Source organism: Stenotrophomonas sp. STEN022 (assembly GCF_056760155.1).
In genome coordinates this window covers 28,103-54,302 of record NZ_JBRREG010000019.1, presented here as the reverse complement: position 1 = coordinate 54,302, position 26,200 = coordinate 28,103, and the positions used below count along the sequence as shown (strand labels likewise).

26 protein-coding genes, 1 other RNA gene and 1 pseudogene are annotated in these 26,200 nt (G+C 62.6%); 13 read left to right on the top strand and 15 right to left on the bottom strand.

What is annotated here, in order from left to right:
- Positions 1-105 precede the first annotated feature (105 nt).
- From dnaJ to grpE, 3 genes are all read right to left on the bottom strand, one after another.
- Complete coding sequence (dnaJ, locus tag ACVOMF_RS06335) at positions 106-1,230, bottom strand: molecular chaperone DnaJ (RefSeq protein ID WP_296246235.1); 1,125 nt, start codon at positions 1,228-1,230, stop codon at positions 106-108.
- A 133-nt stretch (positions 1,231-1,363) separates the two neighbouring features.
- Positions 1,364-3,283, bottom strand: coding sequence for a molecular chaperone DnaK (gene dnaK / locus ACVOMF_RS06330; RefSeq protein ID WP_303746658.1), 1,920 nt, complete (start codon positions 3,281-3,283; stop codon positions 1,364-1,366).
- Positions 3,284-3,427: 144 nt separating this feature from the next.
- The gene (gene grpE / locus ACVOMF_RS06325; RefSeq protein ID WP_481508501.1) at positions 3,428-3,943 is read right to left on the bottom strand and encodes a nucleotide exchange factor GrpE; all 516 of its coding nucleotides are present in this window, start codon (positions 3,941-3,943) and stop codon (positions 3,428-3,430) included.
- A 184-nt stretch (positions 3,944-4,127) separates the two neighbouring features.
- Here grpE and recN point away from each other — a divergent pair, with 184 nt between their 5' ends.
- On the top strand, positions 4,128-5,795 hold the full coding sequence (gene recN / locus ACVOMF_RS06320; RefSeq protein WP_481508500.1) for a DNA repair protein RecN: 1,668 nt from the start codon (positions 4,128-4,130) through the stop codon (positions 5,793-5,795).
- A 417-nt stretch (positions 5,796-6,212) separates the two neighbouring features.
- Here the strand turns inward: recN and fur are convergent, their stop codons facing one another.
- Positions 6,213-6,623, bottom strand: coding sequence for a ferric iron uptake transcriptional regulator (gene fur / locus ACVOMF_RS06315; protein ID WP_282271992.1), 411 nt, complete (start codon positions 6,621-6,623; stop codon positions 6,213-6,215).
- 104 nt (positions 6,624-6,727) lie between these two features.
- Here fur and ACVOMF_RS06310 point away from each other — a divergent pair, with 104 nt between their 5' ends.
- Positions 6,728-7,117, top strand: a complete 390-nt coding sequence (locus ACVOMF_RS06310) for an outer membrane protein assembly factor BamE (RefSeq protein ID WP_303746661.1) — start codon at positions 6,728-6,730, stop codon at positions 7,115-7,117.
- Positions 7,118-7,138: 21 nt separating this feature from the next.
- Here the strand turns inward: ACVOMF_RS06310 and ACVOMF_RS06305 are convergent, their stop codons facing one another.
- Positions 7,139-7,396, bottom strand: a complete 258-nt coding sequence (locus ACVOMF_RS06305; RefSeq protein WP_481508504.1) for an RnfH family protein — start codon at positions 7,394-7,396, stop codon at positions 7,139-7,141.
- Between the two features lie 3 nt (positions 7,397-7,399).
- Positions 7,400-7,828, bottom strand: coding sequence for a type II toxin-antitoxin system RatA family toxin (locus ACVOMF_RS06300; protein ID WP_481508499.1), 429 nt, complete (start codon positions 7,826-7,828; stop codon positions 7,400-7,402).
- A gap of 50 nt (positions 7,829-7,878) precedes the next feature.
- On the opposite strand from ACVOMF_RS06300, the gene smpB reads away from it, so the two are divergent.
- Positions 7,879-8,382, top strand: a complete 504-nt coding sequence (gene smpB, locus ACVOMF_RS06295; protein ID WP_481508498.1) for an SsrA-binding protein SmpB — start codon at positions 7,879-7,881, stop codon at positions 8,380-8,382.
- Complete coding sequence (locus ACVOMF_RS06290; RefSeq protein WP_481508497.1) at positions 8,382-8,801, top strand: GNAT family N-acetyltransferase; 420 nt, start codon at positions 8,382-8,384, stop codon at positions 8,799-8,801. Before smpB ends, ACVOMF_RS06290 begins: the two co-directional genes overlap by 1 nt.
- Here the strand turns inward: ACVOMF_RS06290 and ACVOMF_RS06285 are convergent.
- On the bottom strand, positions 8,798-9,304 hold the full coding sequence (locus ACVOMF_RS06285; RefSeq protein ID WP_481508496.1) for a hypothetical protein: 507 nt from the start codon (positions 9,302-9,304) through the stop codon (positions 8,798-8,800). The genes ACVOMF_RS06290 and ACVOMF_RS06285 overlap by 4 nt on opposite strands.
- 259 nt (positions 9,305-9,563) lie before the next feature.
- Here ACVOMF_RS06285 and ACVOMF_RS06280 point away from each other — a divergent pair, with 259 nt between their 5' ends.
- Complete coding sequence (locus ACVOMF_RS06280) at positions 9,564-9,932, top strand: DUF6713 family protein (RefSeq protein ID WP_481508495.1); 369 nt, start codon at positions 9,564-9,566, stop codon at positions 9,930-9,932.
- Between the two features lie 843 nt (positions 9,933-10,775).
- On the opposite strand, the gene ACVOMF_RS06275 is transcribed toward ACVOMF_RS06280, so the two are convergent.
- Together ACVOMF_RS06275 and ACVOMF_RS06270 are read right to left on the bottom strand one after the other, a co-directional pair.
- Positions 10,776-11,660 carry a hypothetical protein gene (locus tag ACVOMF_RS06275; RefSeq protein ID WP_481508494.1) on the bottom strand — a complete coding sequence of 295 codons (885 nt, stop codon included), beginning with the start codon at positions 11,658-11,660 and terminating at the stop codon, positions 10,776-10,778.
- Positions 11,661-12,012: 352 nt separating this feature from the next.
- Positions 12,013-13,101 (bottom strand): annotated as a pseudogene (locus ACVOMF_RS06270) (IS3 family transposase).
- A 252-nt stretch (positions 13,102-13,353) separates the two neighbouring features.
- Between ACVOMF_RS06270 and ssrA the strand changes: the two are divergent.
- Positions 13,354-13,707, top strand: a transfer-messenger RNA (tmRNA) gene (gene ssrA / locus ACVOMF_RS06265).
- A 695-nt stretch (positions 13,708-14,402) separates the two neighbouring features.
- On the opposite strand, the gene ACVOMF_RS06260 is transcribed toward ssrA, so the two are convergent.
- A complete protein-coding gene (locus tag ACVOMF_RS06260; protein WP_481508493.1) occupies positions 14,403-14,780 on the bottom strand; it encodes a DUF7079 family protein in 378 nt (125 codons plus the stop codon).
- 215 nt (positions 14,781-14,995) lie between these two features.
- Here ACVOMF_RS06260 and ACVOMF_RS06255 point away from each other — a divergent pair, with 215 nt between their 5' ends.
- The 7 genes from ACVOMF_RS06255 (at position 14,996) to ACVOMF_RS06225 (ending at position 22,013) form a co-directional block, all read left to right on the top strand.
- Positions 14,996-15,553 (top strand): N-acetyltransferase family protein, encoded by a 558-nt coding sequence (locus ACVOMF_RS06255; RefSeq protein WP_481508492.1) that lies wholly within the window; start codon positions 14,996-14,998, stop codon positions 15,551-15,553.
- Between the two features lie 246 nt (positions 15,554-15,799).
- Positions 15,800-16,087, top strand: coding sequence for a hypothetical protein (locus tag ACVOMF_RS06250; protein WP_481508491.1), 288 nt, complete (start codon positions 15,800-15,802; stop codon positions 16,085-16,087).
- A 186-nt stretch (positions 16,088-16,273) separates the two neighbouring features.
- The gene (locus ACVOMF_RS06245; protein ID WP_481508490.1) at positions 16,274-17,269 is read left to right on the top strand and encodes a C13 family peptidase; all 996 of its coding nucleotides are present in this window, start codon (positions 16,274-16,276) and stop codon (positions 17,267-17,269) included.
- 87 nt (positions 17,270-17,356) lie between these two features.
- Positions 17,357-18,733 (top strand): ATP-dependent RNA helicase DbpA, encoded by a 1,377-nt coding sequence (dbpA, locus tag ACVOMF_RS06240; RefSeq protein ID WP_296246288.1) that lies wholly within the window; start codon positions 17,357-17,359, stop codon positions 18,731-18,733.
- A gap of 36 nt (positions 18,734-18,769) precedes the next feature.
- Positions 18,770-19,858, top strand: a complete 1,089-nt coding sequence (locus ACVOMF_RS06235) for a sensor histidine kinase (RefSeq protein WP_481508489.1) — start codon at positions 18,770-18,772, stop codon at positions 19,856-19,858.
- The gene (locus tag ACVOMF_RS06230) at positions 19,855-20,562 is read left to right on the top strand and encodes a LytR/AlgR family response regulator transcription factor (protein ID WP_481508488.1); all 708 of its coding nucleotides are present in this window, start codon (positions 19,855-19,857) and stop codon (positions 20,560-20,562) included. Before ACVOMF_RS06235 ends, ACVOMF_RS06230 begins: the two co-directional genes overlap by 4 nt.
- Positions 20,563-20,675: 113 nt before the next feature.
- A complete protein-coding gene (locus tag ACVOMF_RS06225) occupies positions 20,676-22,013 on the top strand; it encodes an acyl-CoA thioesterase/bile acid-CoA:amino acid N-acyltransferase family protein (RefSeq protein WP_481508487.1) in 1,338 nt (445 codons plus the stop codon).
- A 7-nt stretch (positions 22,014-22,020) separates the two neighbouring features.
- On the opposite strand, the gene ACVOMF_RS06220 is transcribed toward ACVOMF_RS06225, so the two are convergent.
- Genes ACVOMF_RS06220 through ACVOMF_RS06200 form a run of 5 tightly spaced genes read right to left on the bottom strand, consistent with a single transcriptional unit; the run spans position 22,021 to position 26,044 of the window.
- Positions 22,021-22,365, bottom strand: coding sequence for a hypothetical protein (locus ACVOMF_RS06220; RefSeq protein ID WP_481508486.1), 345 nt, complete (start codon positions 22,363-22,365; stop codon positions 22,021-22,023).
- Complete coding sequence (locus tag ACVOMF_RS06215) at positions 22,365-23,147, bottom strand: thioesterase family protein (protein WP_481508485.1); 783 nt, start codon at positions 23,145-23,147, stop codon at positions 22,365-22,367. Before ACVOMF_RS06215 ends, ACVOMF_RS06220 begins: the two co-directional genes overlap by 1 nt.
- A 33-nt stretch (positions 23,148-23,180) precedes the next feature.
- Entirely contained in the window at positions 23,181-23,723 is a 543-nt protein-coding gene (locus ACVOMF_RS06210; RefSeq protein WP_296246299.1) for an adenine phosphoribosyltransferase, read from the bottom strand.
- A gap of 14 nt (positions 23,724-23,737) precedes the next feature.
- Positions 23,738-25,300, bottom strand: coding sequence for a protein adenylyltransferase SelO (locus tag ACVOMF_RS06205; RefSeq protein WP_481508484.1), 1,563 nt, complete (start codon positions 25,298-25,300; stop codon positions 23,738-23,740).
- A 51-nt stretch (positions 25,301-25,351) separates the two neighbouring features.
- On the bottom strand, positions 25,352-26,044 hold the full coding sequence (locus ACVOMF_RS06200; protein WP_481508503.1) for a glutathione S-transferase family protein: 693 nt from the start codon (positions 26,042-26,044) through the stop codon (positions 25,352-25,354).
- Positions 26,045-26,200: the final 156 nt, after the last annotated feature.

The following is a 26,200-nucleotide window of genomic DNA, read 5'->3' as shown; positions in this document are numbered from 1 at the left end:
GGGCTATTTGTGTTTTCTTTGAGTCCCCCGCCGGCCTCCTCGCCGCCCCGCCCGCTCCCTCCCCGCGCCCGGCCCCCCCCCCCCCCCCCCACTACAGGTTACGCATCAGGACTTCATGCGTTCCCAGAAGCCCTTTACGCCGTCGATGAAGGTCGCCGACTTCGGCGAGTGCTTGCGCGCTTCTTCGCCGATGAACGTAGCTTCAAACTGCTCCAGCAACTTGCGCTGCTCGGCCGTCAGGTTGACCGGGGTTTCCACCACGACGCGGCAATACAGGTCGCCTTCGGTGCGGCTGCGCACCGACTTGACGCCCTTGCCGCGCAGACGGAACAGCTTGCCGGTCTGGGTCTCGGCCGGGATGCGGATTTCCGCTTCGCCGCCCAGGGTTGCGACGCGGATAGCGTCGCCCAGCGCGGCCTGCGAGATACGCACCGGCACTTCGCAGTGCAGGTCGTCACCATCACGGGTGAAGATGGCATGCTCACGCACGCGCACTTCCACATACAGGTCACCCGCCGGTGCGCCGGCCGGGCCGGCTTCGCCCTCGCCCTGCAGGCGGATGCGGTCGCCGGTATCAACGCCTGCCGGTACCTTGACCGACAACACCTTGTCTTCCTCGACACGGCCATTGCCATGGCAGGTCTTGCACGGCTTGCTGATGATCTGACCGCGACCATCGCAGTTGTGGCAGGCCTGCTGCATGGCGAAGATGCCGCGCTGCACGCGTACCTGGCCGCGACCACCACAGACATTGCAGGTCTCGACCTTGCGGTCTTCCGAGCCACTGCCGTCGCAATCACCGCACTCGGCCAGGGTCGGAATCTCGATGCGGCGTTCAACGCCGGCCACCGCCTCTTCCAGGTCCAGCTCCATCACGTAGCCGATGTCGGCACCGCGACGCGGCTGACGCGGACCGCCGCCACCTCCGCCAAAGATATTGCCGAAGATGTCGCCGAAAATATCGTTCATGTCCGGACCACCCGGACCACCACCACCGCCCATGCCGTGCTCGAACGCAGCGTGGCCGTGGGCGTCGTACATGCGCCGCTTATTGCCGTCGGACAGGGTTTCGTACGCCTCCTTGCACTCCTTGAAGGCAGCTTCAGCAGCAGCATCGCCCGGGTTGCGGTCCGGGTGGTGCTTCATCGCGCAACGGCGATAGGCCTTCTTCAGCTCTTCATCGGTGGCGGTGCGGGCTACGCCCAGTACTTCGTAATAATCGCGTTTCATTGGCACATGAGGTTCTGTAATCGGGGTTGGAAATCAGGGACGGAAAGCCTGGTATTGCAGATACCGGAAGGGGATCCGGAAGCCGGAACAGTTGTTCCGAATCCCGAATCCCCAGGTACAACACCGGCCTTGCTTACTTCTTGTCGTCCTTGACTTCGGTGAACTCAGCGTCCACCACGTCGTCATTAGACTGGGCACCGGCATCGCCGCCCGGAGCCGGACCGCCCTGCTCACCAGCCGAAGCGGCGGCAAACAGCGCCTGACCGGCTTCTTCCAGCGACTTCGACTTGGCTTCGATCTGCGCCTTGTCGTCACCCTTCATCGCGGTTTCCAGATCGGCCAGTGCGGCTTCAACCTTGCCGATCACGTCGCCGCCAACCTTGCTGCCATGCTCGGTGATGGCGCTGCGAGTGGCATGGATCAGACCGTCAGCCTGGTTGCGGGCCTGGACCAGCTCCTGGAACTTCTTGTCTTCTTCGCGGTTGGCTTCCGCGTCGGCGACCATGCGTGCGATCTCTTCCTCGGACAGACCCGAACCGGCCTTGATCTCGACCTTCTGTTCCTTGTTGGTCTTCTTGTCCTTGGCCGACACGTGCAGGATGCCGTTGGCGTCGATGTCGAAGGACACCTCGACCTGCGGCATGCCGCGCGGTGCCGGCTCGATGCCGGACAGGTCGAACTTGGCCAGCGACTTGTTGTAACGGGCCTGCTCGCGCTCACCCTGCAGCACGTGCACGGTCACGGCCGACTGGTTGTCCTCGGCGGTCGAGAAGGTCTGCGAGGCCTTGGTCGGGATGGTGGTGTTCTTCTCGATGATCTTGGTGAACACGCCACCCATGGTCTCGATACCCAGCGACAGCGGGGTCACGTCCAGCAGCAGCACGTCCTTGACGTCGCCGCCCAGCACGCCGCCCTGGATCGCAGCACCCAGTGCCACGGCTTCGTCCGGGTTGACGTCCTTGCGCGGTTCCTTGCCGAAGAACTCGGTAACAGCCTGCTGCACCTTCGGCATGCGGGTCTGGCCACCGACCAGGATCACTTCGCTGATGTCGCTCGAACGCAGGCCGGCGTCATTCAACGCAACGCGGCACGGCTCGATCGACTTCTTGATCAGCTCTTCGACCAGGCTTTCCAGCTTGGCGCGGGTCAGCTTGATGTTCAGGTGCTTCGGACCGGAAGCGTCTGCAGTGACGTACGGCAGGTTCACTTCGGTCTGCTGCGCGGACGACAGCTCGATCTTGGCGCGCTCGGCGGCGTCCTTCAGGCGCTGCAGGGCCAACGGGTCCTTGCGCAGGTCGATGCCCTGGTCCTTCTGGAACTCTTCAACCAGGTATTCGATGACGCGGTTGTCGAAATCTTCGCCGCCCAAGAAGGTGTCACCGTTGGTGGCCAGCACTTCGAACTGCTTCTCGCCGTCGACGTTGGCGATCTCGATGATGGACACGTCGAAGGTGCCGCCGCCCAGATCGTAGACAACGATCTTGCGATCCTTGTTGTCACCCTTGTCCAGGCCATAGGCCAGGGCAGCAGCGGTCGGCTCGTTGATGATGCGCTTGACGTCCAGACCGGCGATGCGGCCTGCGTCCTTGGTCGCCTGGCGCTGGCTGTCGTTGAAGTAGGCCGGCACGGTGATGACCGCTTCGGTGACCTTTTCACCGAGGAAGTCCTCGGCGGTCTTCTTCATCTTTTCCAGCACGCGGGCGGAGATTTCCTGCGGTGCCATCTTCTTGGCATCGCTGGTCTGTACCCATGCGTCGCCGTTGTCATGCGCCAGGATGGCGTACGGCACGTGGGCGATGTCCTTCTGCACTTCGGCGTCGGTGAACTTGCGGCCGATCAGGCGCTTCACCGCGTAGAAGGTGTTCTTCGGGTTGGTGACGGCCTGACGCTTGGCCGAGGCACCCACCAACACTTCGCCGTCCTTGGTGTAGGCGACGATGGAGGGCGTGGTGCGATCGCCTTCCGAGTTTTCAATGACGCGGGCCTTGCCGCCGTCCATGATCGCCACGCACGAGTTGGTGGTGCCGAGGTCGATACCAATGATCTTGCCCATGGGGGACTCCTGAGATTCGTTTGCCGGCAGCCGCCGGGGATGAATGGGATATGGGGAAGGACCTGATGACATTCAAGTCATCCCCGGAACACTGTTTGCCGGCGACCGCGCCCGGTTTAGGCAGCGGCCAGCCAGCGCGGCCGATCAGTCGGCCTGGGCCACAACAACCAACGCCGGCCGCAGCAGGCGTTCGTTGAGCAGGTAGCCCTTCTGGAACACGGTCACCACCGCGCCCGGGGCCACGCCCGCCGGCGCCGGCACCTGGCTGATGGCCTGGTGGTGCTCCGGATTGAAGGCCTGGCCGGCCGGGTCCAGCAGGACCAGACCGTTGTCAGCGGCTACTTTGAGTAGTTGCTTGTAGGTCAGTTCCATACCTTCGCGCAGCGGATTGGGCTCGCTGCCAGCGGCAGCCAGACCCGCATCGAGGCTGTCGAACACCGGCAGCAGGTCGCCAAGCAGCTTCTCGTTGGCGAACTTGCGGGCCTGGTCGATGTCACGGGCCACGCGCTTGCGCTGGTTCTCCAGGTCGGCGCGTTCACGCAGCGATTCGGCCTTGACCTGCTCCAGCTCGGCACGCAGCGCCTCGATCTGATCGTGCTGCGCATCGTCACCGCCCATGGCGGCGTTCTCGGGGTCGAATTCAGTGTGCTCTTGGTTCATTTCCGGTTCCTTGGCGGATGTTCTGCCGCCTACCCCGACCCGTATGTGGGCTGTACCGAGAGTTTCAAGGCTCCGGCTCACTCCATGAGACGCTTTGTTCCTAATCTGTGCCGGTCACCGTCTGTCCTACATTGACCTATCCAGCCCGCATGCTAGTTTTGCGCGGCCCCTAGACCTGCCCGCCATGCTCAGACATCTATCGATCAAGGATTTTGCCGTTGTCCGCGCCACCGAACTGGAGTTCGGGCCAGGCATGACTGTTGTTTCCGGCGAGACCGGCGCCGGCAAGTCATTGATGGTGGACGCATTGGGCTTCCTGTCCGGCCTGCGCGCCGACTCCGGCGTGGTCCGCCACGGCGCCAGCCGCGCCGAGCTGTCAGCCGAATTCAGCCTGGACGACGGCGCCCCGGCACGCAGCTGGCTGCGCGACAACGAGCTGGACGACGAGGAGCAATGCCAACTGCGGCGGGTGATCCGCGCCGACGGCGGCTCCCGCGCCTTCATCAATGGCCGCCCGGTGCCGGTGTCGCAACTATCTGAACTGGCGGGCTTCCTGGTCGAGATCCACGGCCAGCACGACCAACAGGCGCTGCTGTCGCGCCCCAGCCAGCTGGCCCTGCTCGATGCCTTCGCCCGCAACGAGGCCGAACGCGGCGCCGTGCGCAACGCCAGCACCCAGTGGCAGGCATTGCTGGATGAGCGCGATGCGCTGTCGCAGCAAGGCGACGTCTCCGACCGGATCGGCTTTCTTGAGCACCAGCTCGGCGAGCTGCAGCGCGAAGACCTGGAGCCGGCAGCCATCGCGGCGCTTGGCGCCAGCCACCGCCGTCAGGCCCATTCCACCGCATTGATCGAAGCCTGCCAGCGTGCCGGCGGCCTGCTCAATGGCGATGAAGACGGTCCGTCCCTGCTCTCGCTGCTGCAGCAGGTGCGAAACGAGCTGGGCAGGGTCAGCCAGCACGACGCCCGCCTGGGCGAGGTCGACGCCATGCTCGATGCCGCCGGCATCCAGCTGCACGAGGCGCTGGCCCAGCTGGACCGGGTCCAGGACGACCTTGACAGCGACCCGGAAGCCTTCGAGGACATCGAGCGTCGGCTGAGCCGCCTGCACGACCTGGCCCGCAAGCACCGCGTGCCGATGGAAGAGCTGGCCGCCACCCGCGACCGCCTCGAAGCCGAGCTGGAGCAGCTGCGCGGCGCCGACGAGCGCCTGGCCAAGCTGGCCGGCGAGATCGACAAGGCCGCTGCCCGCTGGCAAACCGTGGCAGCGACGCTTTCCAGCAGCCGCCGAGCGGCCGCCGCCTCCCTTTCCGATACCACCACCGCACTGATCGGCGAGCTGGGCATGGGCGGCGGCCAATTCCTGATCGAACTGGAGCCACAGGCACAGCTGCGCCCCGACCCGAATGGCGCCGAGCGGGTCGAATTCCTGGTCGCTGCCAACGCCGGCCAGCCGGCCCGCGCCCTGCGCAAAGTGGCCTCGGGCGGTGAGCTGTCGCGCATCTCGCTGGCCATCGAAGTCGCCGCACTGGGCATGGACGCCGTGCCGACCATGGTTTTCGACGAAGTGGATTCAGGCATTGGCGGCGCGATTGCCGACATCGTCGGCAAGAAGCTGCGCGCCCTGGGCGAGCGTCGTCAGGTCTTGTGCGTGACCCATTTGCCGCAGGTCGCCTCCAAGGGCCATTCCCATTACCGGGTCAGCAAGGCACCGGTGGAAGGCATGACCCAGAGCGCGGTTGAGCTGCTGGATGCCAAGGGCCGCGAGGAAGAGCTGGCGCGCATGCTGGGCGGTGCTGAAGTCAGCAAGGAAGCACGGGCGGCGGCGCGGAAGTTGCTGACGGAGGCCTGAGGCTCTGGCTCTGGCTCTGGCTCTGGCTCTGGCTTTGGCTTTGGCTCTGGCTTTGGCTTTGGCCGCAGCTGTGGCTCTAAAGCCCCTCTCCCGCCTGCGGGAGAGGGGTTGGGGTGAGGGTAGCTCTTGGCTCTTAAGGCTCCGCTCCAAAAGCACCCCTCCCAGCCCCCCTTCGCTGCGCGAAAGGGAGGGGGTGGATACCAAAGCGGAAACGCCGCCTGGTGAGGCCCTTGCCGAGCATGGCTCGGCACTACAACGGACCTGACAGTGCCTTGGGAAAGCCCCTGCCGAGCATGGCTCGGCACTACATCCCAACCCTTAGCCTTTGGCATAGGGCCAGACACAAACAAAAACACCGGCCACTGGCCGGTGTTTTCAATTCAACAGCAACAGCCCGAAGGCCGCGCCGCCAAAGCCTTATTTACGCTTTTTACGCACGTAGAGCACCAACGAGTGCTCTTCCAGCTCAAAACCGTGCTCCGCCGCGATCTTCCGTTGCAGCTCCTCGATTTCCGGGCTTTCGAATTCGATGATTTTGCCCGAGTCCACATCGACCATATGGTCGTGGTGGCCGCCGCGGTCCAGCTCGTAAACCGCCTGGCCGCCTTCAAAATTGTGCTTGAGGACCAGCCCAGCCGCCTCGAACTGGGTCAGCACACGGTAAACCGTGGCCAGCCCGATCTCATCGCCGCAATCAAGCAACTGGCGGTAGATGTCCTCGGCGGTGAGGTGGTGGTGTTGGGGGGTGTTCTGTTCAAGCAGGGCAAGGATGCGCATCCGCGGATGCGTTACCTTCAGGCCGACTTTGCGCAGGTCATTGGATTCCATAGCCATCGTGTTCATTGGCGGTTTAACGCCAGTTATCTCCGGTCAGATCGCGCTGGGTGCCGGGGAGTGTATCATCGACCTGATTTCCTCAACTGCCCTACCTAATGCGCAACCTCCTGTTGATCGCCGTTGTCGCCCTGTCCACTACTGGCTGCGGCATCATCTACAAGCAGCCCATCTATCAGGGCAACCTGATCCGTGAACAGTCCGTGGCGCAGTTGCAGGTCGGCCAAAGCAAGCAGCAGGTCAACGCGCTGCTGGGCACGCCGTCCATCGCTGACCCGTTCCACGCCCAGCGCTGGGACTACACCGCCAGCCAGCGCGTGAACCGTCTGGGCAAGACCGAAGTGAAGAACTTCGTCGTGTTCTTCGAGAACGACCTGGTTACCCGCTGGGAAGGTGAGTACTTCCCGACCCAGGATGCCGATCTGGCCCGTAACAGCGTGCGTCAGTTCGGCCGCAACCTGGCCAAGGACAAGAAGAAGGGCCGCTGATCCAGCGCCCCCTTCGCAGGGTCAATCGCCGCCGCGCGCCCGCCGGCGGCGATTTTCTTTGGGGTCAGCCAGCAAGGGGCGTAGCAGCTCCACCCGGTCACCGTCCTGCAGCAACTGCTGCGGACGCGCCAGCACGCCGTGCACCGCCATTGCCGCCGCCTCGGCAGCGCCATCCAGCTCCGCCGAGGCCACCGCATCAGCGACCGTGCAGCCCTCCGGCAGCTCAAGCTGCCGCAGCTGGTAACGGTCCGGCCAGGCCAGTACCACCTCTACCCGCATCACTCAGGCTTCCTGATCGGCCACACGCACGAAGTCGTTGACCATGCGATCGGCCAAACCCTGGAAGCCCAACGCCAGAGCCGGCCCGAGCAGGCGCGAGGTCGGCTCGAACTCCAGCTCCAAGGTGACCTTGCAGGCACTTTCGGACAGGGCATGGAACTCCCAGCGGCCGTGCAGGCGTTTGAACGGGCCTTCGCGCAGCTTCATATCGATGCTGTGCGGACGCTGCAAGGTGTTTTCGGTCATGAACCAGGTACGGAACGAACCCAGCCCTAGATCCAGCCGGGCAACCAGTCGCTCCTCGCCCTGCTCCAGGATTTCCGCTTTGTCACACCAGCGGAACCGGCCAGGATAGGCGGCGACATCATTGACCAGGTTGAACATGCGCTCGGCGGAGTGTTCGACCAGCGCGCTGCGACGAATGGTAGTCATGGCAATACAGAAAGTGTTCGGGGAGCCCCCGAATCGGAGACAATACGGAAATGAGCACGAAACACAGCAAGGATAAAGCAAAGAACGGGACGGCCGACAAAACCATCTCGTTGAACAAGCGCGCGCGCCACGAATACCACCTGGAAGAGCGGGTCGAAGCAGGCCTGGTGCTGCAGGGCTGGGAGGTCAAGGCCATCCGTGCCGGTCGCGGCAACATGACCGACGCCTACGCCTATGTGAAGGATGGCGAGATCTACCTGATCGGCGCGCAGATCACGCCGCTGATCCAGGCCTCCACCCACACCATTCCGGAAGACCGCCGCCAGCGCAAACTGCTGCTGCACCGTCGCGAGATCGACAAACTGATCGGCCGGGTCGAGCGCGATGGCTACACACTGGTGCCAACCGCGATGTACTGGAGCAAGAACAAGATCAAGATCGAGATCGCGCTGGCCAAGGGCAAGCAGAATCACGACAAGCGCGACACCGCCAAGGAACGCGACTGGGCCCGCGAAAAGCAGCGCGCGATGCGTGCCCACAACCGCAACGCCTGATGTCGACACAGCGCGCGGTGCAGGCAGCCAGCGCGCAGGATGTGCAGGCGCTTTGTGCAAAGCTGCTGGCCTTCAATCGCAAGGCCAGCGGCAATAGTTTCGATGAGCTGCCACTGCAGCTGGCCAGCCATGACCGGGACGGAACCCTGCGCGGCGGATTGTTCGGCGACGTCTGCGCAGGCTGGCTCGCCATCCATGTGCTGTGGGTCGATCCGGAGCTGCGCGACCAAGGATTGGGTAGCCAGTTGCTGCTGGAAGCCGAACATCAGGCCAAGGCCGCAGGCGCACACAGCGTGGTGCTGGACACCTTCGACTGGCAGGCGGAGGGCTTTTATCTGCGCCACGGCTACGAAGTTTTCGGCCGCCTGCCAGACTTTCCGCCCGGCCATGAGCGCATCTACCTCCGCAAGACGCTTTAACCCATCAAGATCCGGCGCAGATCCCGGCGTTGCGTGCCGGGCGATTGCAAGCTCGCATACAGCACACTCAGACTGACCACTTCACTCAGCTCAGCAGCTTTGCGCTCATCACCAGCCAACCACTGCCGCGCGTCCTCGGCAGCTTCAGGCGTCAGCAAGGCAAGAATCACAGCATCGTCCAGACCATCAACCTGCAACTGCAGCGCGCGTGAGAACCGCAGCACCCGCACTGTATGAACCAACAACTGAGCCAAGCCCAAGGCCATCGCGACGATAGCTACCCGCTCCACCCCGGCAGGGGCAAGCCCGGACCAAGACGACTGCAGCAACAGCAGCAACACAGCCGCCAATAGATAGACGCCCAGCCAGCGTCGACGCACTTGCCGCACCCAGCCTAGCAACCCGCCACAAAGCAGCAACACCAACGGCGCAAGCTGCAGCCAATGGCTGCGTCCAAGCCACACCGTGATCAACACCACAACTGTCAGCACCAGATACAACATGACGGGCGCCAACGCGCGCCGCCGAAACCCGGCCCCAACGCCACCCGCCAACAATCGCAGGCTGCGCAAACCGCACTGCTGCATGACGGCCCTCACTTTCACGAACTTGATGGCGGGCATGGTCCAGCGACAAACGTCGCAGAAAGGTCGGCGCGGCGTTAAGCCTCACTCGACACCTTCAAATTGATGCGACGTCGCAGCCGCAAGTATTGTGCAGATAACTGGCTAGGCTGCGGCCCCACCAAGGAGCGCTTTGACGATGGATCGCTGGTATACCGCAACACTTCTGTCGCTGATCGTTCACCAGATAGACGCTGCGTACTGGCACGAATGGGACATGTTCCATGTGCCCGGCAGCATTCAAGGCTTCCTGCTGTTCAACGCGCTGGCAGTTGGCCTGCTGCTCCACGGCTATCGACAGGTCATTCTCAGCACGCCACAAGCAAGACGCTACGCCCAGTTCTGCGGCGGCATTGGTGTTCTCACCGCCCTGCTCCATGCCGGCTTTGCCGCCGTAGGAAACCAGCAGTTCGGCCTGCCGCTATCCATCGCGACCATCGCCGCCTGTCTGGTAAGCGGCACCGGCCTTTTGCTAAAGACCCGCCACAACCCCAATTCACACGGGTGACTGTTCAGGGTTTTCCTTGTAGCATTCGTTTCGTCAGCGAGACTGTGGTCAGAACATCGTCTACAGCCCTCATGAATCAACGTCTTACCGGGGGTGCACTGTCGCCGACAGGCTGACTACCAGCCCCGATAAAAAGACAGAAAAACGAAGCCCGCCAAGCACTTACGCCCGGCGGGCTTTTTCGTTCCAGAGGACCAACAGGGCATGCTTGGGCATGTATTGGCAGCGTTTGGTCAGTTTCTTGGTCAGCTTTTGAAGATGACTAACAACCAATGTCAGCCCATAGACACTCTGCTGAATGGGAGTCTGATACCCCACTCCTCACCCACACACTATCCCATTGGACAGACCAACTCAGATGGGAAAGTTTCGCACTTCGGTCCTGCACCGACATCTACACAGCCAGTCCCTCCCGGCGAGTTGAAACACATGTCCCAATCAATCCCACCCTCACCCCAGCCACCAGGAGGAATACCGCCACCGCCACCGCCGCTAGGATTCCGCTGAGTACCGGGTACAGGTTGAACACATACGGTCCCTGCCAGGCAAAGGACCTTGCCATCTTCCTTGCTGCCGTCGTGCCAAGTCACCTTCACAATCGAATTCGGCGGCAGGGACAATACCCCATGAAGTGATCGATACTCTCCCGCTAATGCGGTCAAACCCGCGATACGGTCGCCACTCGCGCTATAGATTGTATTTTCCTTAGCCGCGGGCACCATGTTGTACGGAAAAATCGGGAATCGATACTTACAGTGGCAGCAATTGCAACTCCCGCAAACAAAATGGCCGCCCCAAAAAAATAGTGACTTCGCCTGCGATTTTTCATTCAAATCCCTTTGATTATTTAGACGAACCATTGACATTATTTACGATAAATTCTATCGCCTGATCAAGCTTTACCTGTTCGCCGCGAGGAATAAACTCCCCCCTAATAAAATCTTCATAGGAGGAATAACTGCACTTCCCTGTGTTAAGACATAGAGAATCCATAATCAACGAAGACGGGCCGCAGTTCAGGCCCATACGGCAAGCTACAACTCCCCACGCATACGCCCCAACACCAGGACCTGAAACTGCCTGATACGCCCCTAGCGCACCACTATCCTCGACTCGCGCCATAAGCTCGCCGGTCTCAAACAATGCTTTCGCATCTTTACCGGCAATGGCTAAATCAGCCACTTTTTTTACGTTATCAGGGTTAGGCGTCTCGAAGGAGCGTGTCATCAAACGAGCATTGGCAGTCAAACTTCCGCTCTGAGCAGCTCTCATCAACCATTCTTGATAGTCCAGGCCTGAGAATGAACCAGCATTAGAAACTGCCCTGCATCGTTCCGAAACTCTTTTCGCAAGATTCTCAACAGCTGCTCGCTGGCTCTCATTTGCGGTTGCCAGTGACTCTATCCCCTCCACGTACTTTTCGGGTGATGCAGCGTAGCCAGCACACCTCTCGTAGATTTCTGACAACCCCAACTGAGCAACAGTATCGCCCTGCTCAGCAGCTCCTTTAAGGCGATGAAACTCCATCAAGAAGTCTTCGCCGCCACGCCAGCCCCCCTGCCGACCTTCCTGCCCCGGACTCCTATCATTCGCAACAACAGCTGCGCTTCTAGCGGCGCTCTCAGTAGTAGCGCTATTCAAGCCCGCATCTTTTCCAGGCCACTGCCACCAAATTCCAACTGCAAGCGCGACACCTAGAACACAAACCCCAATAAGTTCTTTTTTCATAGTCACCCCTTCCTAGTTGACATACCGCCACACTAAAGCGCGCACTACCACTGAAACAGCAAAACATTTCTATCAATTGTCAGCTTGTTCGTCTGGAACAATCAGTTTGTTCGTCTGGAACAACCTAGACGTGGAACAAGGCAAAGAACGCAAGGAAAGCTGGCACGAATCGAAAACATCACGAGTTTTTCGACTATAACGCGAAAATCCGGTCAGATGCGCCGGGCGTGCGTCGATAATGGCGCACTTCCGCCCAAGAAGGAATGCCTCAGTAGACAGCTCCGCCGTCTCGGCTACCAGCCTGTCCCAATGTCGCTTGGCTTGGTGACGGCCTCCCAAATCTTGAGCCGATCTAAGGTAGAAAAATCGGCGTATTTGGGGCTGTCCGAAATGCCTCGGCGAACTGCGCTGGCGCGGCATTTCCCAGAGACGAATGCGGACGGAAATGATTGTAATCGGTTCTCCAGTTTTCGATCTTCTGGCGGGCGTCGTCAAGGGACAGGAACCAGTGCACGTTCAGACATTCGTCGCGGAATGAACCATTGAATGATTCGACGAACGCATTATCGGTCGGCTTGCCAGGGCGCGAAAAATCGATCGTGACACCGTGATCGTAAGCCCATTTATCCAGCACGATACTAATGAATTCAGGCCCATTATCAGCCTGAACCCGGCGCGGTGAACCGCGTTCCTGCCGCAGGTGTTCCAGCGTTTCGACAACATCTTCGCCGCGCAGGCTCTGCCCCATGACAATGGCCAGGCATTCCCGACTGAAGTTGTCGACCACGGTCAGCGAGCGGAAACGGCGTCCATCGAAGAGTGCATCGCTGACGAAGTCCATGCTCCAGCTCTGGTTGGGTGCAGTGAGTGTTGGTCGATCCAATCGATCCGCCGCGGCCCTGCGCCGGCGAGGCCGCTTTGAGCGTAGGTTGAGCCCTGCCAGCTTGTACAGCCGATGCACGCGCTTGCGATTGATCGGCCAGCCTTCGCGACGCAGCAGGATATGGATGCGCTGATAGCCGTAACGCACCCGCGTCTGGGCTATCTCCTCGATGCGCCGGGTCAATGGCGCATCCAGAATTCTGCGCACCGGTTTTGTACACCAGCCCAGAACGGGCCTGGCCCATCACACCGCGTGCCCGCCGCTGGCTGATTCCGTATGCACGCTGCAGAAAGCCGATGAGCGTATGTCGCTGCACCGGCCTCAGAGCTTTTTTTGAATGACGTCCTGTAGCATCACTTTGTCCAGGCTCAGATCCGCGACCAGCTGCTTGAGCTTGCGGTTCTCCTCCTCGAGCTGCCGCAGCCGGCGCAGCTCGGACACGCCCAGCCCGCCGTACTTCTTCTTCCAGTTGTAGAACGTGGCCTCGGAAATTCCCATCTTCCGGCACGTCTCGCCGACCGATGTACCGCCCTCAACCTGGCGTAGGGCGAACGCAATCTACTCTTCGGTGAACTTCGACTTCTTCATGGCAAAACCACCTCTCTGCTTGGGGTTAGTTTCGCCGAATTTCTCTACTTTTGAATGGCTCAAAAAGCTGGGAGGTGGTCAGGACAGAGGAATTGGATCGGCACGATGACGGAAGCAGTGACTGTTCAGGCTTTTCCCTGTAGGATCCAATCCGTCAGCGAGGTCTTTAGTCAGCTTTTGGTCAATCCGGGGCTAAAAACCGTTACAAATCAACGCTTAACCGGGGGTGCACTGGTTTCGACGGGGGTTGTGAAGTCGCTTGGCGCATGCCGAGGGGGTAGCTTTCCTCGTAAATCCAGCTGCAAAACTCTAGTTGCCAACGACGACAACTACGCTCTCGCCGCTTAAGGCGTAAGCCCCGAACCCACTTGTGCCCGTGCTCGTGGATGTAGGGTCATTATCACGGAACCGGCTGTGACGGCTGCCTGTCAGTCATGGCTTAACCAAAACAGGCTGGTCCTGGGGTGCGCTTTGCACACCGTGCTGCCACGGGACGAGACCCAACGGTGAGCTAAGCATGTAGTGCCGGGGATGGAGTGCCTTCGGACGGCGGTTCAATTCCGCCCACCTCCACCATTAGATGGGCCGTCAAGGTCCCGATCAGGCCGGAAACCCAACAGCAACAAGGGTTTCCGGCCTTTTTTGTGTCCGAGCCTGTGCGACGGCGGGGGTAGGGAATCCACAGAATCGATACCCCTTATCGACCCTGGCTACCAAAGAGGCACTGTCGCCGGGCTATGCACCCGCTGGCATGCCATTCAACCGGCGCCCAAACAAGAAAAGCCACCAAAGGTGGCTCTCCGTTTCTACCGACTATTCCATCAACCCGGTGCGGGTGGTTGCGTCGTGCCGTAAGGCTTACAACCAGTGAGACCACACACGTACCAAACTCCACCGATCTGGATCGTGAAGGCTGCTGCCGTTCCTGCAATTCCCAAGAGGCTCAAGCCCAGAAGCAAGCAAGCAATCTTCCTGCGAGACTTCAACATGGTGCTGTCCTTGTCATTGCGCCAGTTCCTTACTGGCAGGCCGAGATTAGCCCAGCTTCCCCGGATCTTTGCAAGTTACTCATCAATCAAAGGTGCCTAACGTCCTGAGTGCCTTTCTCTGGCCCTCGGCCGCACAACATCGTTCGATGCGGCTGCAGGTTGGAGTGTCGACCAGAGTCGCAATCGGCTACAGAGCAGGATTGTCTACTCCCCACAACTCAATGCCAGTCCAAAGACGGCGCCCACTCAGCTTCACTGGAGAGCGACGTTGGTTTGGATGCCTCACCTGCAGGCGCGCGCATCATTTCTGTGCTGGACAATGCCGGCACTGAGCTTGCGCCACCAGCTTTCCGGGTAGGGATGCAGCCATTTGCGAGGTAAGGGTTTGCCGAACCGGGATTTGCGAAGCACACGCTCTTTGAGCCATTCGATCTCAAATCCGACCCACTCCGGCGCAGGAAGCGCTCCCATGTTGAATGAAACAGCAGGACGCACTTCGTTCCAGAAGATGGCCTCCAGTTCGGCAAGCGAGTACTTGGACTCCGCGCAGGCGCGAGCGACATCTGCGAGAAAGATCGACGGATCGGTGTCCATCCAGAAATTCTGCATGTGATCCCACACCGGAGCGCGGTCCTGAATGTCCTCGTGTGGCGGCCTCATGCCAGCAAGCTACCAGATAGCAGAACCCTTGGTCCCGATCATGCGACCCACCCCAAACAGGCTGGATGATGGGCTCTTCCGTGGGTACGGCTTTGTCCGAGGGTAGCCGGGTCCGGCCAACACATTGACAAACAACGGGACCGAGCAAGCTGCGTTCACCCTCGTATGCTGCTTCCGGGCCACCGTTGTCATAGCTGGTGCCCAGCATCTGCAGTTTGATTGAGTCACGCCATCCGGCCCGTATCCAGCAGCTGCGCTACCCGCATCAAACTATCAGGTTGATTCCCGTCGAAGCCATCAGAACCAATCGCAAGGAGATAGAAGTGGAAATTTCCGTTCGTCCTGCCACTGCTGCTGACATGGAACCCGTCGCCTCGCTCTTTGATCACTACCGGCAGTTCTATGGTCAAGTTTCCAATCCCGGCTTGGCCCGGGAGTTCATTGGCGCCCGTCTGCGGGAGGGATCCTCCCTGATCCTGGTTGCGGCTGATTACACCTGCAGTCTTCTCGGCTTCACCCAACTCTATCCGCTGTTCGACTCCGTTGATGCTACGAAAAGCTACGTTCTCTACGACCTGTTCGTGTCTCCAGACGCTCGCCGCCTGGGCGTGGCCAGAAAACTGATGGTTGCTGCGGTTTCTGTTGCGAAGGGGCTTGGTGCTGGACGCATTGAGTTGCAGACCGCGAAGGACAACATTCCAGCGCAAAGACTCTATGAGGCTCTCGGGTGGGCGCGGGATAACGACTTCTACATCTACGCCATCACGCCGTAAGACAACATCGACCTTGGTTGCACAGGCGAGCCGCCCGGGATCAATCCATCCCCACGACGCTGATGTCGATATCGACGCCGGCGCATGATTGGCAATGCAAGCCCCCAGGGCGCCCTTCCAGCCCCTCGACAACGGCTTTGTCAGATAAATCCTAGGTCAAGTAAGGTGTATCCCTCATTGAGGTAGTGGTATCCCCGACAGCACCATTACAGGCTATTGGCTGGCAGTCATAACAGCAGGTGCTGTATGGACTACGAGAAAATGCGCGATCACTTCGACGTTCTGGCACAGCAGGTCGTGCAGGACGCTACCGCGCTTGGCGAATACGAGCGCAAACAGAAGCTGCTGGAGATGCACCAGCTTGTCGATCGGATTGTCGAAGTGGTGCCGGACGATGATGAGCAGGCCGACGTCCTGTGCAGGCTGGAAGATCTGGTCTACCGCGCCAACAGCGCCATCAATGCCGCCGAGCAACTTGAGAACCTCAGGAAGAAATGCGCGCTGGCCTATGGCTGGTCATCGCTGCCGGACTGAGCGTCGCGCTGACCGCTACGGGATTGCGCCAGCTACGGCGCGCGGCCCCTACACCTGCAAAGGATCCACTACGCATTCAGCCTCCAACTCCGGCACCATAGCCATTGAGGCCGCCTCCTGGCGCGCACTGGATGCAGCACGGTCAGCTTGGCCGTGCTGCCATACCCACCGTCATGGATTACGGCAATGGCAGCCCAACGCGGTTCCCAGCATTCCCCTACCCGGCTGATGAAAGCCGTCGCCAACGTGTTGTTGGCAGCCTGTGCGGCCTGGCCTGCATTCGCCAGCGCCGCGCCAACACCCGAGCGGCAAGCCACCACACCCAAACTTGAAGGCAGCCAGCTCACGATGCTGGACGCCGCATTGGCGGGCTTGCCAGCCCAGCGCCCCGGCGTCACCGACATCTACGTGCTCGGCGTGGCCGGTGATGCCGACGAAGACGTGTTCCCCAATGAAGTGGCCTACCTGCGGCAACTGTCAGCAACACGCTGGGGTGCCGAAGGCCGCATGATCAGCCTGGTCAACCAGCCTGCCCTGGGCCATGGTGGCCCGCCGCAGGTTCTGGCTACCGCCGACAGCATCGGCCATGCCCTCAATGGACTCGGGCAGAAGCTGGACCCAAATGAAGACGTGTTGTTCCTCTACCTGACCAGCCACGGCCTGCATGACAACAGCGTCTACCTGCACACCGGCCGCGACCAGGAGGACTATCTGGCGCCGGCACAGCTCGCGCGGATGCTGGATCTAGCCCAGATCGGCAATGCGGTGATCGTGGTCTCGGCCTGTTTCTCTGGCGCCTTCGTCCCAGCGCTGATGTCTCCGCAGCGCATGGTAATCACTGCCGCACGCAAGGACCGTCCATCCTTCGGCTGCGGCAATACCGATAGCGCCACCTGGTTTGGCCGCGCCTTCCTGGTCGAGGCCCTGAACGCCACCAATGACTTCGCCCACGCCTACACACTGGCTGCAGGCAGCGTCCGCCGCCGCGAAAAGGAGCAAGGCGAGCTCCCCTCCGAACCGCAGTTCAAGAACGGCAAGACGGTGGCTACCGTGCTCGAACAGTGGCGTGCAGGCTTGCCGGACACACCTGCCGTGCCCTATCCCTTCGTTTACCAGCGCCCAACCGGGGCCAAGACCGTCACGCCCAAGAGCAAGCCCGTCAGCAACAATCGCAAGGATTGAGTTCGTCCCACGGACGCTAGATGAAGCCGCCGGTGCTACCCATTCAGGATGGCAAGCGCCGCCGCCCGGCTTCTGCGAAAATATGGCATGACTGACTTCTCTTCCCTGCCGCTGTCGCCGGCACTCGCTCCTGGCATCGACGCGCTGGGCTATACCTCGATGACGCCGGTACAGGCGCTGGCGCTGCCGCCGATCCTGGAAGGCCGCGACGTGATCGCGCAGGCCCCGACCGGCAGCGGCAAGACCGCCGCCTTCGGCCTTGGCCTGCTCAACCGGCTCGACCTGTCCGTCAGCCGCACCCAGGCGCTGGTGCTGTGCCCTACCCGCGAACTGGCCGACCAGGTCGGCAAGCAGCTGCGCAAGCTGGCCACCGGCATCCCCAACCTGAAGCTGCTGATCCTCACCGGCGGCATGCCGCTGGGCCCGCAGCTGGCCTCGCTGGAAGCCCATGACCCGCAGGTCGTGGTCGGCACCCCCGGCCGCGTGCAGGAACTGGCGCGCAAGCGTGCATTGAACCTGGGTCAGGTCCGCAGCTTCGTGCTGGATGAAGCCGACCGCATGCTCGACATGGGCTTCGAGGAGCCGATCCGCGAAATCGCCGGCCGCACCCACAAGGAACGCCAGAGCCTGCTGTTTTCGGCCACCTTCCCGGAAGCGATCCGCGAACTCGCCCGCGCCCTGCTCAACGAGCCGGCCGAAGTCACTGTCGATGGCCAGGCCGAGGCACCGGCCATCCAGCAGCTGTTCTTCGAGACCGAGCCGGCCAACCGCCAGAAGGCACTCGGCGGCTTGCTGCTGAGGTATACGCCGGAATCGGCGGTGGTGTTCTGCAACACCCGCAAGGACGTGGACGAAGTGGCCAACTCGCTGCGCCAGTTCGGCTTCTCGGCGTTGGCGCTGCATGGCGATATGGAACAGCGCGACCGCGACGAAGTGCTGATGCAGTTCTCCAACCGCAGCTGCAACGTGCTGGTCGCCAGTGACGTGGCCGCACGCGGCCTGGATGTGGAAGACCTGGCTGCGGTGGTCAACTACGAGCTGCCGACCGACATCGATACCTACCAGCACCGCGTAGGCCGTACTGGCCGTGCCGGCCGCAATGGCCTGGCATTGAGCCTGGTTGCCGGCCGCGAGCGCAGCCGCGCCGACGCACTGGAGACACAGCAGGGCAAGCCGCTGAACTGGCAGAAGACCCCGCTGGCAACCGCGCGTCCGGCAGAGCTGCCGCAGGCGGCGATGACCACCCTGCGTATCGATGGCGGCAAGACCGACAAGCTCCGCGCTGGCGACATCCTCGGTGCTTTGACCGGCGATGCCGGGCTGTCGGCCAAGGCGATCGGCAAGATCGATATCTTCCCCACCCGCTCCTACGTGGCTATTGCCCGTGAGCAGGTTGGCAAGGCCTTGGCACGCCTGGAAGCCGGCAAGATCAAGGGCAAGCGTTTCCGCGTTCGCAAGATGTAAGCAGTCGCCGGCCCAGCCCGGCGCTTGAGCGCGCACATGACTTCCCAGCCGGACACCCGCTCTTCCTGCATTGCGGCTGATACGCACGCCACGGCCTTTCCGTGGCGTGCGGTATCTGCGGGTTGGCTGCTGATCCTGGTCACCCTGCCGGCAGTACAGCTCACCGGCCCCTCCGCTGGCAGTCTGGCTCCCGTCGAGCTGTTGCGTTCCCTGCTGTTCCTGCTTGGCATCTACAGCCCCTGGCTGCTGGCAACGCCTGGTCTTTGGCGGCTGTGCGCACGCTGGCCACTGGGCATGGGCCGCGACGCCCAGGCAGCGGGCAAGCTGTTGGCAGCCGGCATCTGCATCATTCCTGCGCTGTCGCTGACGGGCTGGATGTTTGGTTATCACCTCTCGCAACTGGCGCGGCCCCGTGCGCTGCCCGACAGCTGGCTGCATGCGGTTGTCGCCACCAGCCTGTTCGCGCTCCCAACCTATGTCGCCGTCATCGGCATCGGCCAGGCACTGACCTATATCCGTCGCTATCGCCGCCGTGGCGAACTGCTGGCACAGGCGCGCGAACAAGCCTTGCGGGCACGGCTGAATCACCATTTCCTGTTCAACGCACTCAATGCGATCGGCGCGCTGGGTTATCGCGATGCCGAGCGTGCTGACGCGGCCTTGGCGCAGCTGGGTGAGTTGCTACGCAACCTGCTGCAGAGCGAACCCTTCGTCGCCCTGCGCGAGGAAGTGGCGCAGGCGATGGCCTTCATCGAACTGCAGCGACTGCTGCAGCAACAGCCATTGCAGGTGCAACTGCAGGCCAGCGCCGATGCCTGGGATGCGCGCGTGCCCAGCCTGCTGCTGCAGCCATTGATCGAGAACGCCGTGCGCTTCGCCAGCACCTCGGACACAGACGACGTCACGATCAGCCTGCAGTTCGAGTCGCGCGATGAACTGCTTCACCTGCAGATCCGCAACCCGCTTGGCGACGCGGCCGCCGGCATGGGGATTGGTCTGCAAGCCAGCCGCGAACGCCTGCAGGCAATCTACGGCGAGCATGCCACGCTGCACGCGCAACGCGACGGCGCGCACTACCAGGTCAGCATCCGGCTACCGCTTGCCAGCAGCGAGCCCGCCGCATGATCCGCACGCTGCTGATCGACGACGTCGCACTGGCCCGCGAAAAGCTGCGCCACCTGTTGGGCGCGCATGCGGATATCCAGATAGTCGGCGAAGCGCCCAGCATCGCCCAGGCCCGTTCGCTGCTGGCTATCGAACCGGTCGAGCTGTTGTTGCTGGACATCCAGCTGCCCGATGAAGACGGCCTGCAACTCGCGCGCAGCCTGGCCGCGCCTGCACCGGCGATCATCTTCACCACCGCCCATGCAGAACATGCACTGGCCTCCTACGAACTGGGCGCGGTCGACTATCTGCCCAAGCCACTGGATGCCAATCGCCTTGCCATCGCACTGGACCGGCTGCGCAGGCATCTTGCACGCGAGACCATCAACCCGCTGGCACCGCTATGCATCCGCAATGGTGGCCGCAGCGACTACGTGTCCCCCACCGACATCGACTACATCGACAGCGCCGGCCACTATGCCTGCCTGCATGTCGGCAAGCAGGTGCACCTGTTGCGCGACAGCATCGGCCGGCTCGCCAAGCAGCTGGCGCCGGCCGGCTTCGTGCAGATACAGCGCGCGGTCATCGTCAATTGCACACGGGTGCGCTGTCTGCTGCCACGTCGCAATGGCGATGCGACGCTGGAACTGCTGGATGGCACCCAGCTGCCGCTGAGCCGGCTGCACCGCGACGCCTTCGAAGCGAAGATGGGCAAGGCCGGCTGAGACGCACGGCTCATGCCAAGCCCGGCACCGCCTGCGCCATTGGTGGCGTCCAGCTGTTCCGTTGCATTTCCAGCAGCGGCAACATCCCGGGCCGCTCCTCGCTCACCACGCCCATGCTCAAGCATCTCCTGCTTCCGCTGCTGCTCAGCTGCAGCTCCCTGGCCCTTGCCGCCGAACTGCGCGTACATCCCGTGGACGGCCCAGCCGATCAACCGGTGCAGATCAGCGTTGCCGGGCTGCTGCCAAGCCAGGCCGTGAAGCTGCAGCTTTCCATGCAGGACAGCAGCGGCAACCGCTGGCTTGCACACGCCAACTACCGTGCCGATCACAACGGTATCGCCGATACCGCCGCTGCAGGCGCCGAGGCCGGCAGCTACGCGGGTGTCGATGCGACGGGATTGTTCTGGTCGATGCGGCCGGAATCGGGCAAGGGCCGACCCACGCCACTGCCCATGCGCAATGAAGCCGACGGCCTGCGCCATGCGCCAGCGACGATGCAATTGGAGGCGTTCGTCGATGGTAAACGGATCGGCCAACAGACATTGCTACGGCGGATCAACGCGGCGGACGTCATTGCCACGCCATTGCAACTGCACGGCGTGGTGGGAAATCTCTATCACCCTGCAGGAGCCCTGGGCGATGGTCGCCAACATCCTGTCGTGATCACCCTGGGCGGCGCCGAAGGCGGCATCGATACCGCGAATCTGTATGCCGCCTGGTTGGCGTCAAACGGTTTCGTCGCAGTGGCTGTTGCCTACTACCGGATGCCCGGACTACCCAAGGATCTGATCCGCGTCCCCATCGACCCGGTCAGCAGCACGGTCGACTGGCTGCGCGCCCAGCCCTTTGCCGGCAAGGTCGGGGTGATGGGGGGGTCCTGGGGTGGCATCGTGGCGATGGCGGCGGCGGCACATGATCCGCGCCTGCAGGCAGCGGTGTCGTGGGTAGGCAGTCCTGCGCCATTCCGCGGCATCCGCCGTGATGTGCCGCCGGCCGATTTCCGCGCAGTGGACGCGCCCGCATTGAGCGTTGGTGGCCGCGACCTGCCATTCCTGCCCTATGTGGAACAGCTCAACTGGAATCAGCCTGGCCCGCACGCGGCAGCATTGGAGCAGGCGATGCTGCCGATCGAACGCATCAACGGGCCGCTACTACTGGTCGCAGGTGGCGACGACCAGCTCGGTGTTTCCGGCGAGATGGCGGCATTGGCGATGCAACGCCTGAAGCGCCGCAGCGCGCCGCAAGCGGACGCCCTGCTGTATTACTCCGACGCAGGCCACCTGATCACGCCCTTCCTGCAGCCCACCACCTTCCGCAGCGACACCGGCCCTTACATCCCGGTTGGCGGCACTGCCGAAGGTTATGCCCGCGCCGACCGCGAAAGCGGCCCGGCAGTGTTGGCATTCCTGCGGCTCGCGCTGAGCGAAGGGGAAATCAGGCTGACCCGCTAGACCCGCTTCAGGCGGCGGGAGCGCGCAGCGTCACCCGGAATGCTGCGGCAACAACCGCTACGCTGGCTGCGACAAACAGCGCCAGCGCAGTGGCCTCGCCGACGCCACGATGGATCAGCAGCAGGTACATGCCGATGCAGCTTGCCTGTGCAAACAATGGCCAGGCAACACGGCGAAGACCGCTGCGGAACACGCGCCAGGCCAGTACCACGCTCAGCAGCCCGCCACAGGCAAACGCCACCGGGTCCAGTGCTGGCGAGAATTCATACACGTTGCAGATCACGAACCACGCGCTCCAGCCCAGCATCGCCAGCAGCAGCGCCAGTCCACCCAACACCCGCACGGCGCGCATCAGGCAAACACCGCCACGCTCTGGCGGCCGCGCATCACCACCCGGCCCTGCTCGTCCCATACCTGCATGTCCTGCGACGAATAGCCGTCACCCGCATGCTGGCTGAAGGAACGCAGCAGGAACCATTCGCCCTGCGGCGAAGGATCAAGCAGCTCAACGTTCCAGGTGATGGAACTGATCGGCGCAGCAGCACGGAAGCTGGTGAATGCTGCCGGCGGCATCGCATCACCCATCGCGATCAGGGCTACCGCCGGATTTACTCCGCCGGCGTCGCGATGGCGGATCCAGGTCAGCAGCTCGGGAATCTCCGCAGCCGACACCGGCATCGCACCGCCGGCAGGGCGCATCTGGAAGTTACGGGTAAAGGCCGGTGCGAACGGCATCGCCGCCATGTCGAAATCGCGGTACGCGGCTGGCCCCTGGGCCGGGAGCTCGCCACCGAAATCATGCGCAACCGCGCTTTCGCGGGCGCGGCCGAACACCAATGACAAGCGCGCCGCCAAGGCATCGTCGGAGAACACATCCACACCGACATTCACCACCGACTTGCCTTCACGCAGTAGCGCCGGAACGAAACGCAGCAGGCCGGCTGCAGGCCCGATGAAGGTCACCTGCATCGCGCGCAATGGCGGCAACGCGCCTGCATGGCTTTGCATCGCCGCGGCCACCGCCAGCGCACTGAGCACGCCGCCGTAGGCGGTGCGTCCTTGTCGCCAACTGTCAGGGAGCAGCAGCCCTTGTTCACCATCGAAGGAAGACAGCAGCTCGCTCAACGTCGGCATTCGGGACTCCGCAGATTGGGATGGATCAGGTACTCAGTACACCAGTGTAGCGGCCAGCGGCAAACCATCAGGCCAGCGCTCACGGCCACCCAGTCCGTCCAGCTCCACCAACACCGCGCCGCCAACAACCTGCGCCTCAAGCTGCGCAGCCAACTGCAAGGCGGCAAGCAAGGTACCGCCGGTAGCCAGCACGTCATCGACCAGCAGCACGCGCGCGCCCGGCGGGGTTGCGCCGACGCTGACTTCGATGCGATCGGTGCCGTATTCCAGCGCATACTCCTGCTTCAAGGTCGCACCCGGCAACTTGCCCGGCTTGCGTACCGGCACGAAGCCCACACCCAACTCCAAGGCCAGCGCGGTGCCGAGAATGAAGCCGCGCGCCTCGACACCGAGTACCGCATGCAGGCCGGCATCGCGCCAGGGTTCGGCCATGGCCTGGACGGCGGCACGGAAGCAGGCACCATCACCCAGCAGCGGGATGATGTCCTTGAACAGGATGCCGGGCTTGGGGAAGTCGGCGATGTCACGGATCGGGCGCGACCATTCGGGGTAGGCAGGAGAAGTCATATCAGTCATTCGTGGAAAGGTGCTCAGGAGCTGCACGACAGCATCGAGCAGCCGGCGCGGTCGCGCGCCCATTCCGGGCGTTTGCCGGCAAATGCCTCGCGCCTGGGTTGTTCGTCATAAGGATGCCGCATCACGTCCAGCAAGTCCGTGATTCCGGCCAGATCGCCTTGTTCGGCACGGTCGATGGCCTGCTGGGCCAGCCAGTTGCGCAGCACGTACTTGGGATTTGCCGCCTGCATGGCATCACGGCGCTGCTGCGGCGACTGCCCAGCGTCCCGGACCCGCGCGGCATGGCGCTGCAGCCAGTCGGTCAGCGCCGGCAACACCTGTTCGCGGGCAGCCGGGGAATAGAAAGCCTCCTCCAGGGTTGCGGCCTGCGGCACGTCGATATCGACGGACGCCAAGGCGCGGAACGCCAGCGTCATGTCCATCTCACCTTCTTGCAACAGCTGCTGGAACTGCGTCATCAGCTCGGAATCGCCGTCCCGGTACTCGCCCAGACCAAGCTTGGCGACCAGATGCGCGCGCTCTTCGACTTCATACCGCTCACGGAAGCCGTCCAATCCCGCCTGCAGCGGCGCCACCTCGGCGAACAACGGCGACAGCGCTTGCGCCAGCCGCACGAGATTCCAGTACGCCACCTGCATCTGCGTACCAAAGCGGTAGCGGCGGCCCTGCGCATCGGTGGTGTTCGGCGTCCAGTCCGGATCGTAGTCCTCGACCCAGCCGTAAGGGCCGTAGTCCAGGGTCAAACCAAGAATGGACATGTTGTCGGTATTCATCACCCCATGCACGAAGCCGACCCGCATCCACTGCGCCACCATCACCGCGGTGCGCGTGCAGACCTGCGCGAACCAGTCGGCGTACAGCGCCTCGCCACCGCCAGGCAGTTCGGGGAAATCACGGGCGATGCAGAAATCGACCAGTTGCCGCAACAGCGCGACATCGCCGCGCGCTGACGGCAGCTCGAATGTGCCGAAGCGGATGAAGGACGGTGCGACCCGACACACCACCGCACCGGGTTCGGCCTGCGGATGGCCGTCGTAGAACATGTCGCGCATAACCTTGTCACCGGTGCCAACCAGGCTCAGTGCGCGTGTGGTGGGCACGCCGAGATGATGCATGGCCTCCGAGCACAGGAACTCGCGCAGTGACGAACGCAGCACCGCGCGGCCATCGGCTCCGCGCGAGTACGGGGTCGGACCAGCACCTTTGAGCTGCAGCTCCCAGCGCTTGTCGCCGGTCAGCAACTCGCCCAAGGAGATGGCGCGGCCATCACCGAGCTGCCCAGCCCAATGGCCAAACTGATGGCCGCCGTAATTGGCCGCCCACGGCTGCATTCCGGCAAACAAGGCGTTGCCACCGAAGACCTCGGCAAACTCCGGACTTGCGATCATGCTCGGATCGAAGCCAAGCAGGCCTGCCACCTCGGCCGAGTGCGCCAGCAAGCGCGGTGCAGCCACCGGCGTCGGCATCACCGCCGACCAGGCGGCACCCAGCACCTCGCGGCGGCGCGCGCCGGTTTCAGGATCGCCGGGCAGCTCGCGCTGGAAGCGGTTGTCAAATTGCGGGGGCGTGTTGTTCATCGTCTCAACGTGGGGGCTGGCGGGCCGGGCTGCAAGATTGACGCGCCGTGCTCAGCGAGCGCCGCCGATCAGATCCAGCGCGCCACCACGCTGCTCGGCACGCCGATAGGCCGGTCGTTCGGCGATGCGGGCCAGGAAAGCCTGCAGCTTTGGATAGTCGGTCATGGGACCGGCGCGGACTGCCGCCGCCTGGACCGGGAAACTCATCTGGATGTCAGCCGCGCTGAAGCGCTCGCCGGCAAACCAGGTGGACTGGTTCAAGGCCTGCTCCATCCAGCCCAGGTGCAGACGCAGCTGCGGGCTGATGAAACTCTTCATCACCTTGTCGACGATGCTGTGGGCAATCGGCTTGGCGAAAAATGGCAGCGGTGCCTTGCGCACCTTGGCGAACACCAGGCTCATCACCAGCGGTGGCATCGCCGAGCCTTCGGCGTAGTGCATCCAGTAGTGATAGTGCAGGCGCTCCGGCGCCTCCACCGGCAGGGGCTGCGGCGACAGGCTGCGCTGCAGGTCATAGCGGTCAGCCAGGTATTCCAGGATGGCTCCGGATTCGGCCAGGATCAGCGCGCCGTCCTGCAGCACCGGTGATTTGCCGAGCGGGTGCACCTTGCGCAGTTCCGGCGGCGCCAACCAGGTCTTGGGGTCACGCTTGTAGCTGACCACGTCGTAGGCCAGGCCCAACTCTTCCAGCATCCACAGTACGCGCTGCGAACGCGATTGTTCCAGATGGTGCACGGTGATCATCGCTGGCTCCAACGTCATTCAATCGACACGAGACAACATCCTAGCCAACACCTGCAGAACGCAGCGTCAGTGCAAGGCGAAGCACGATGCGAAAACACAAATAAAAACGCCGGAAGCTTTCGCTTCCGGCGTTCCAAGCAACCTTACGGTAGCAAG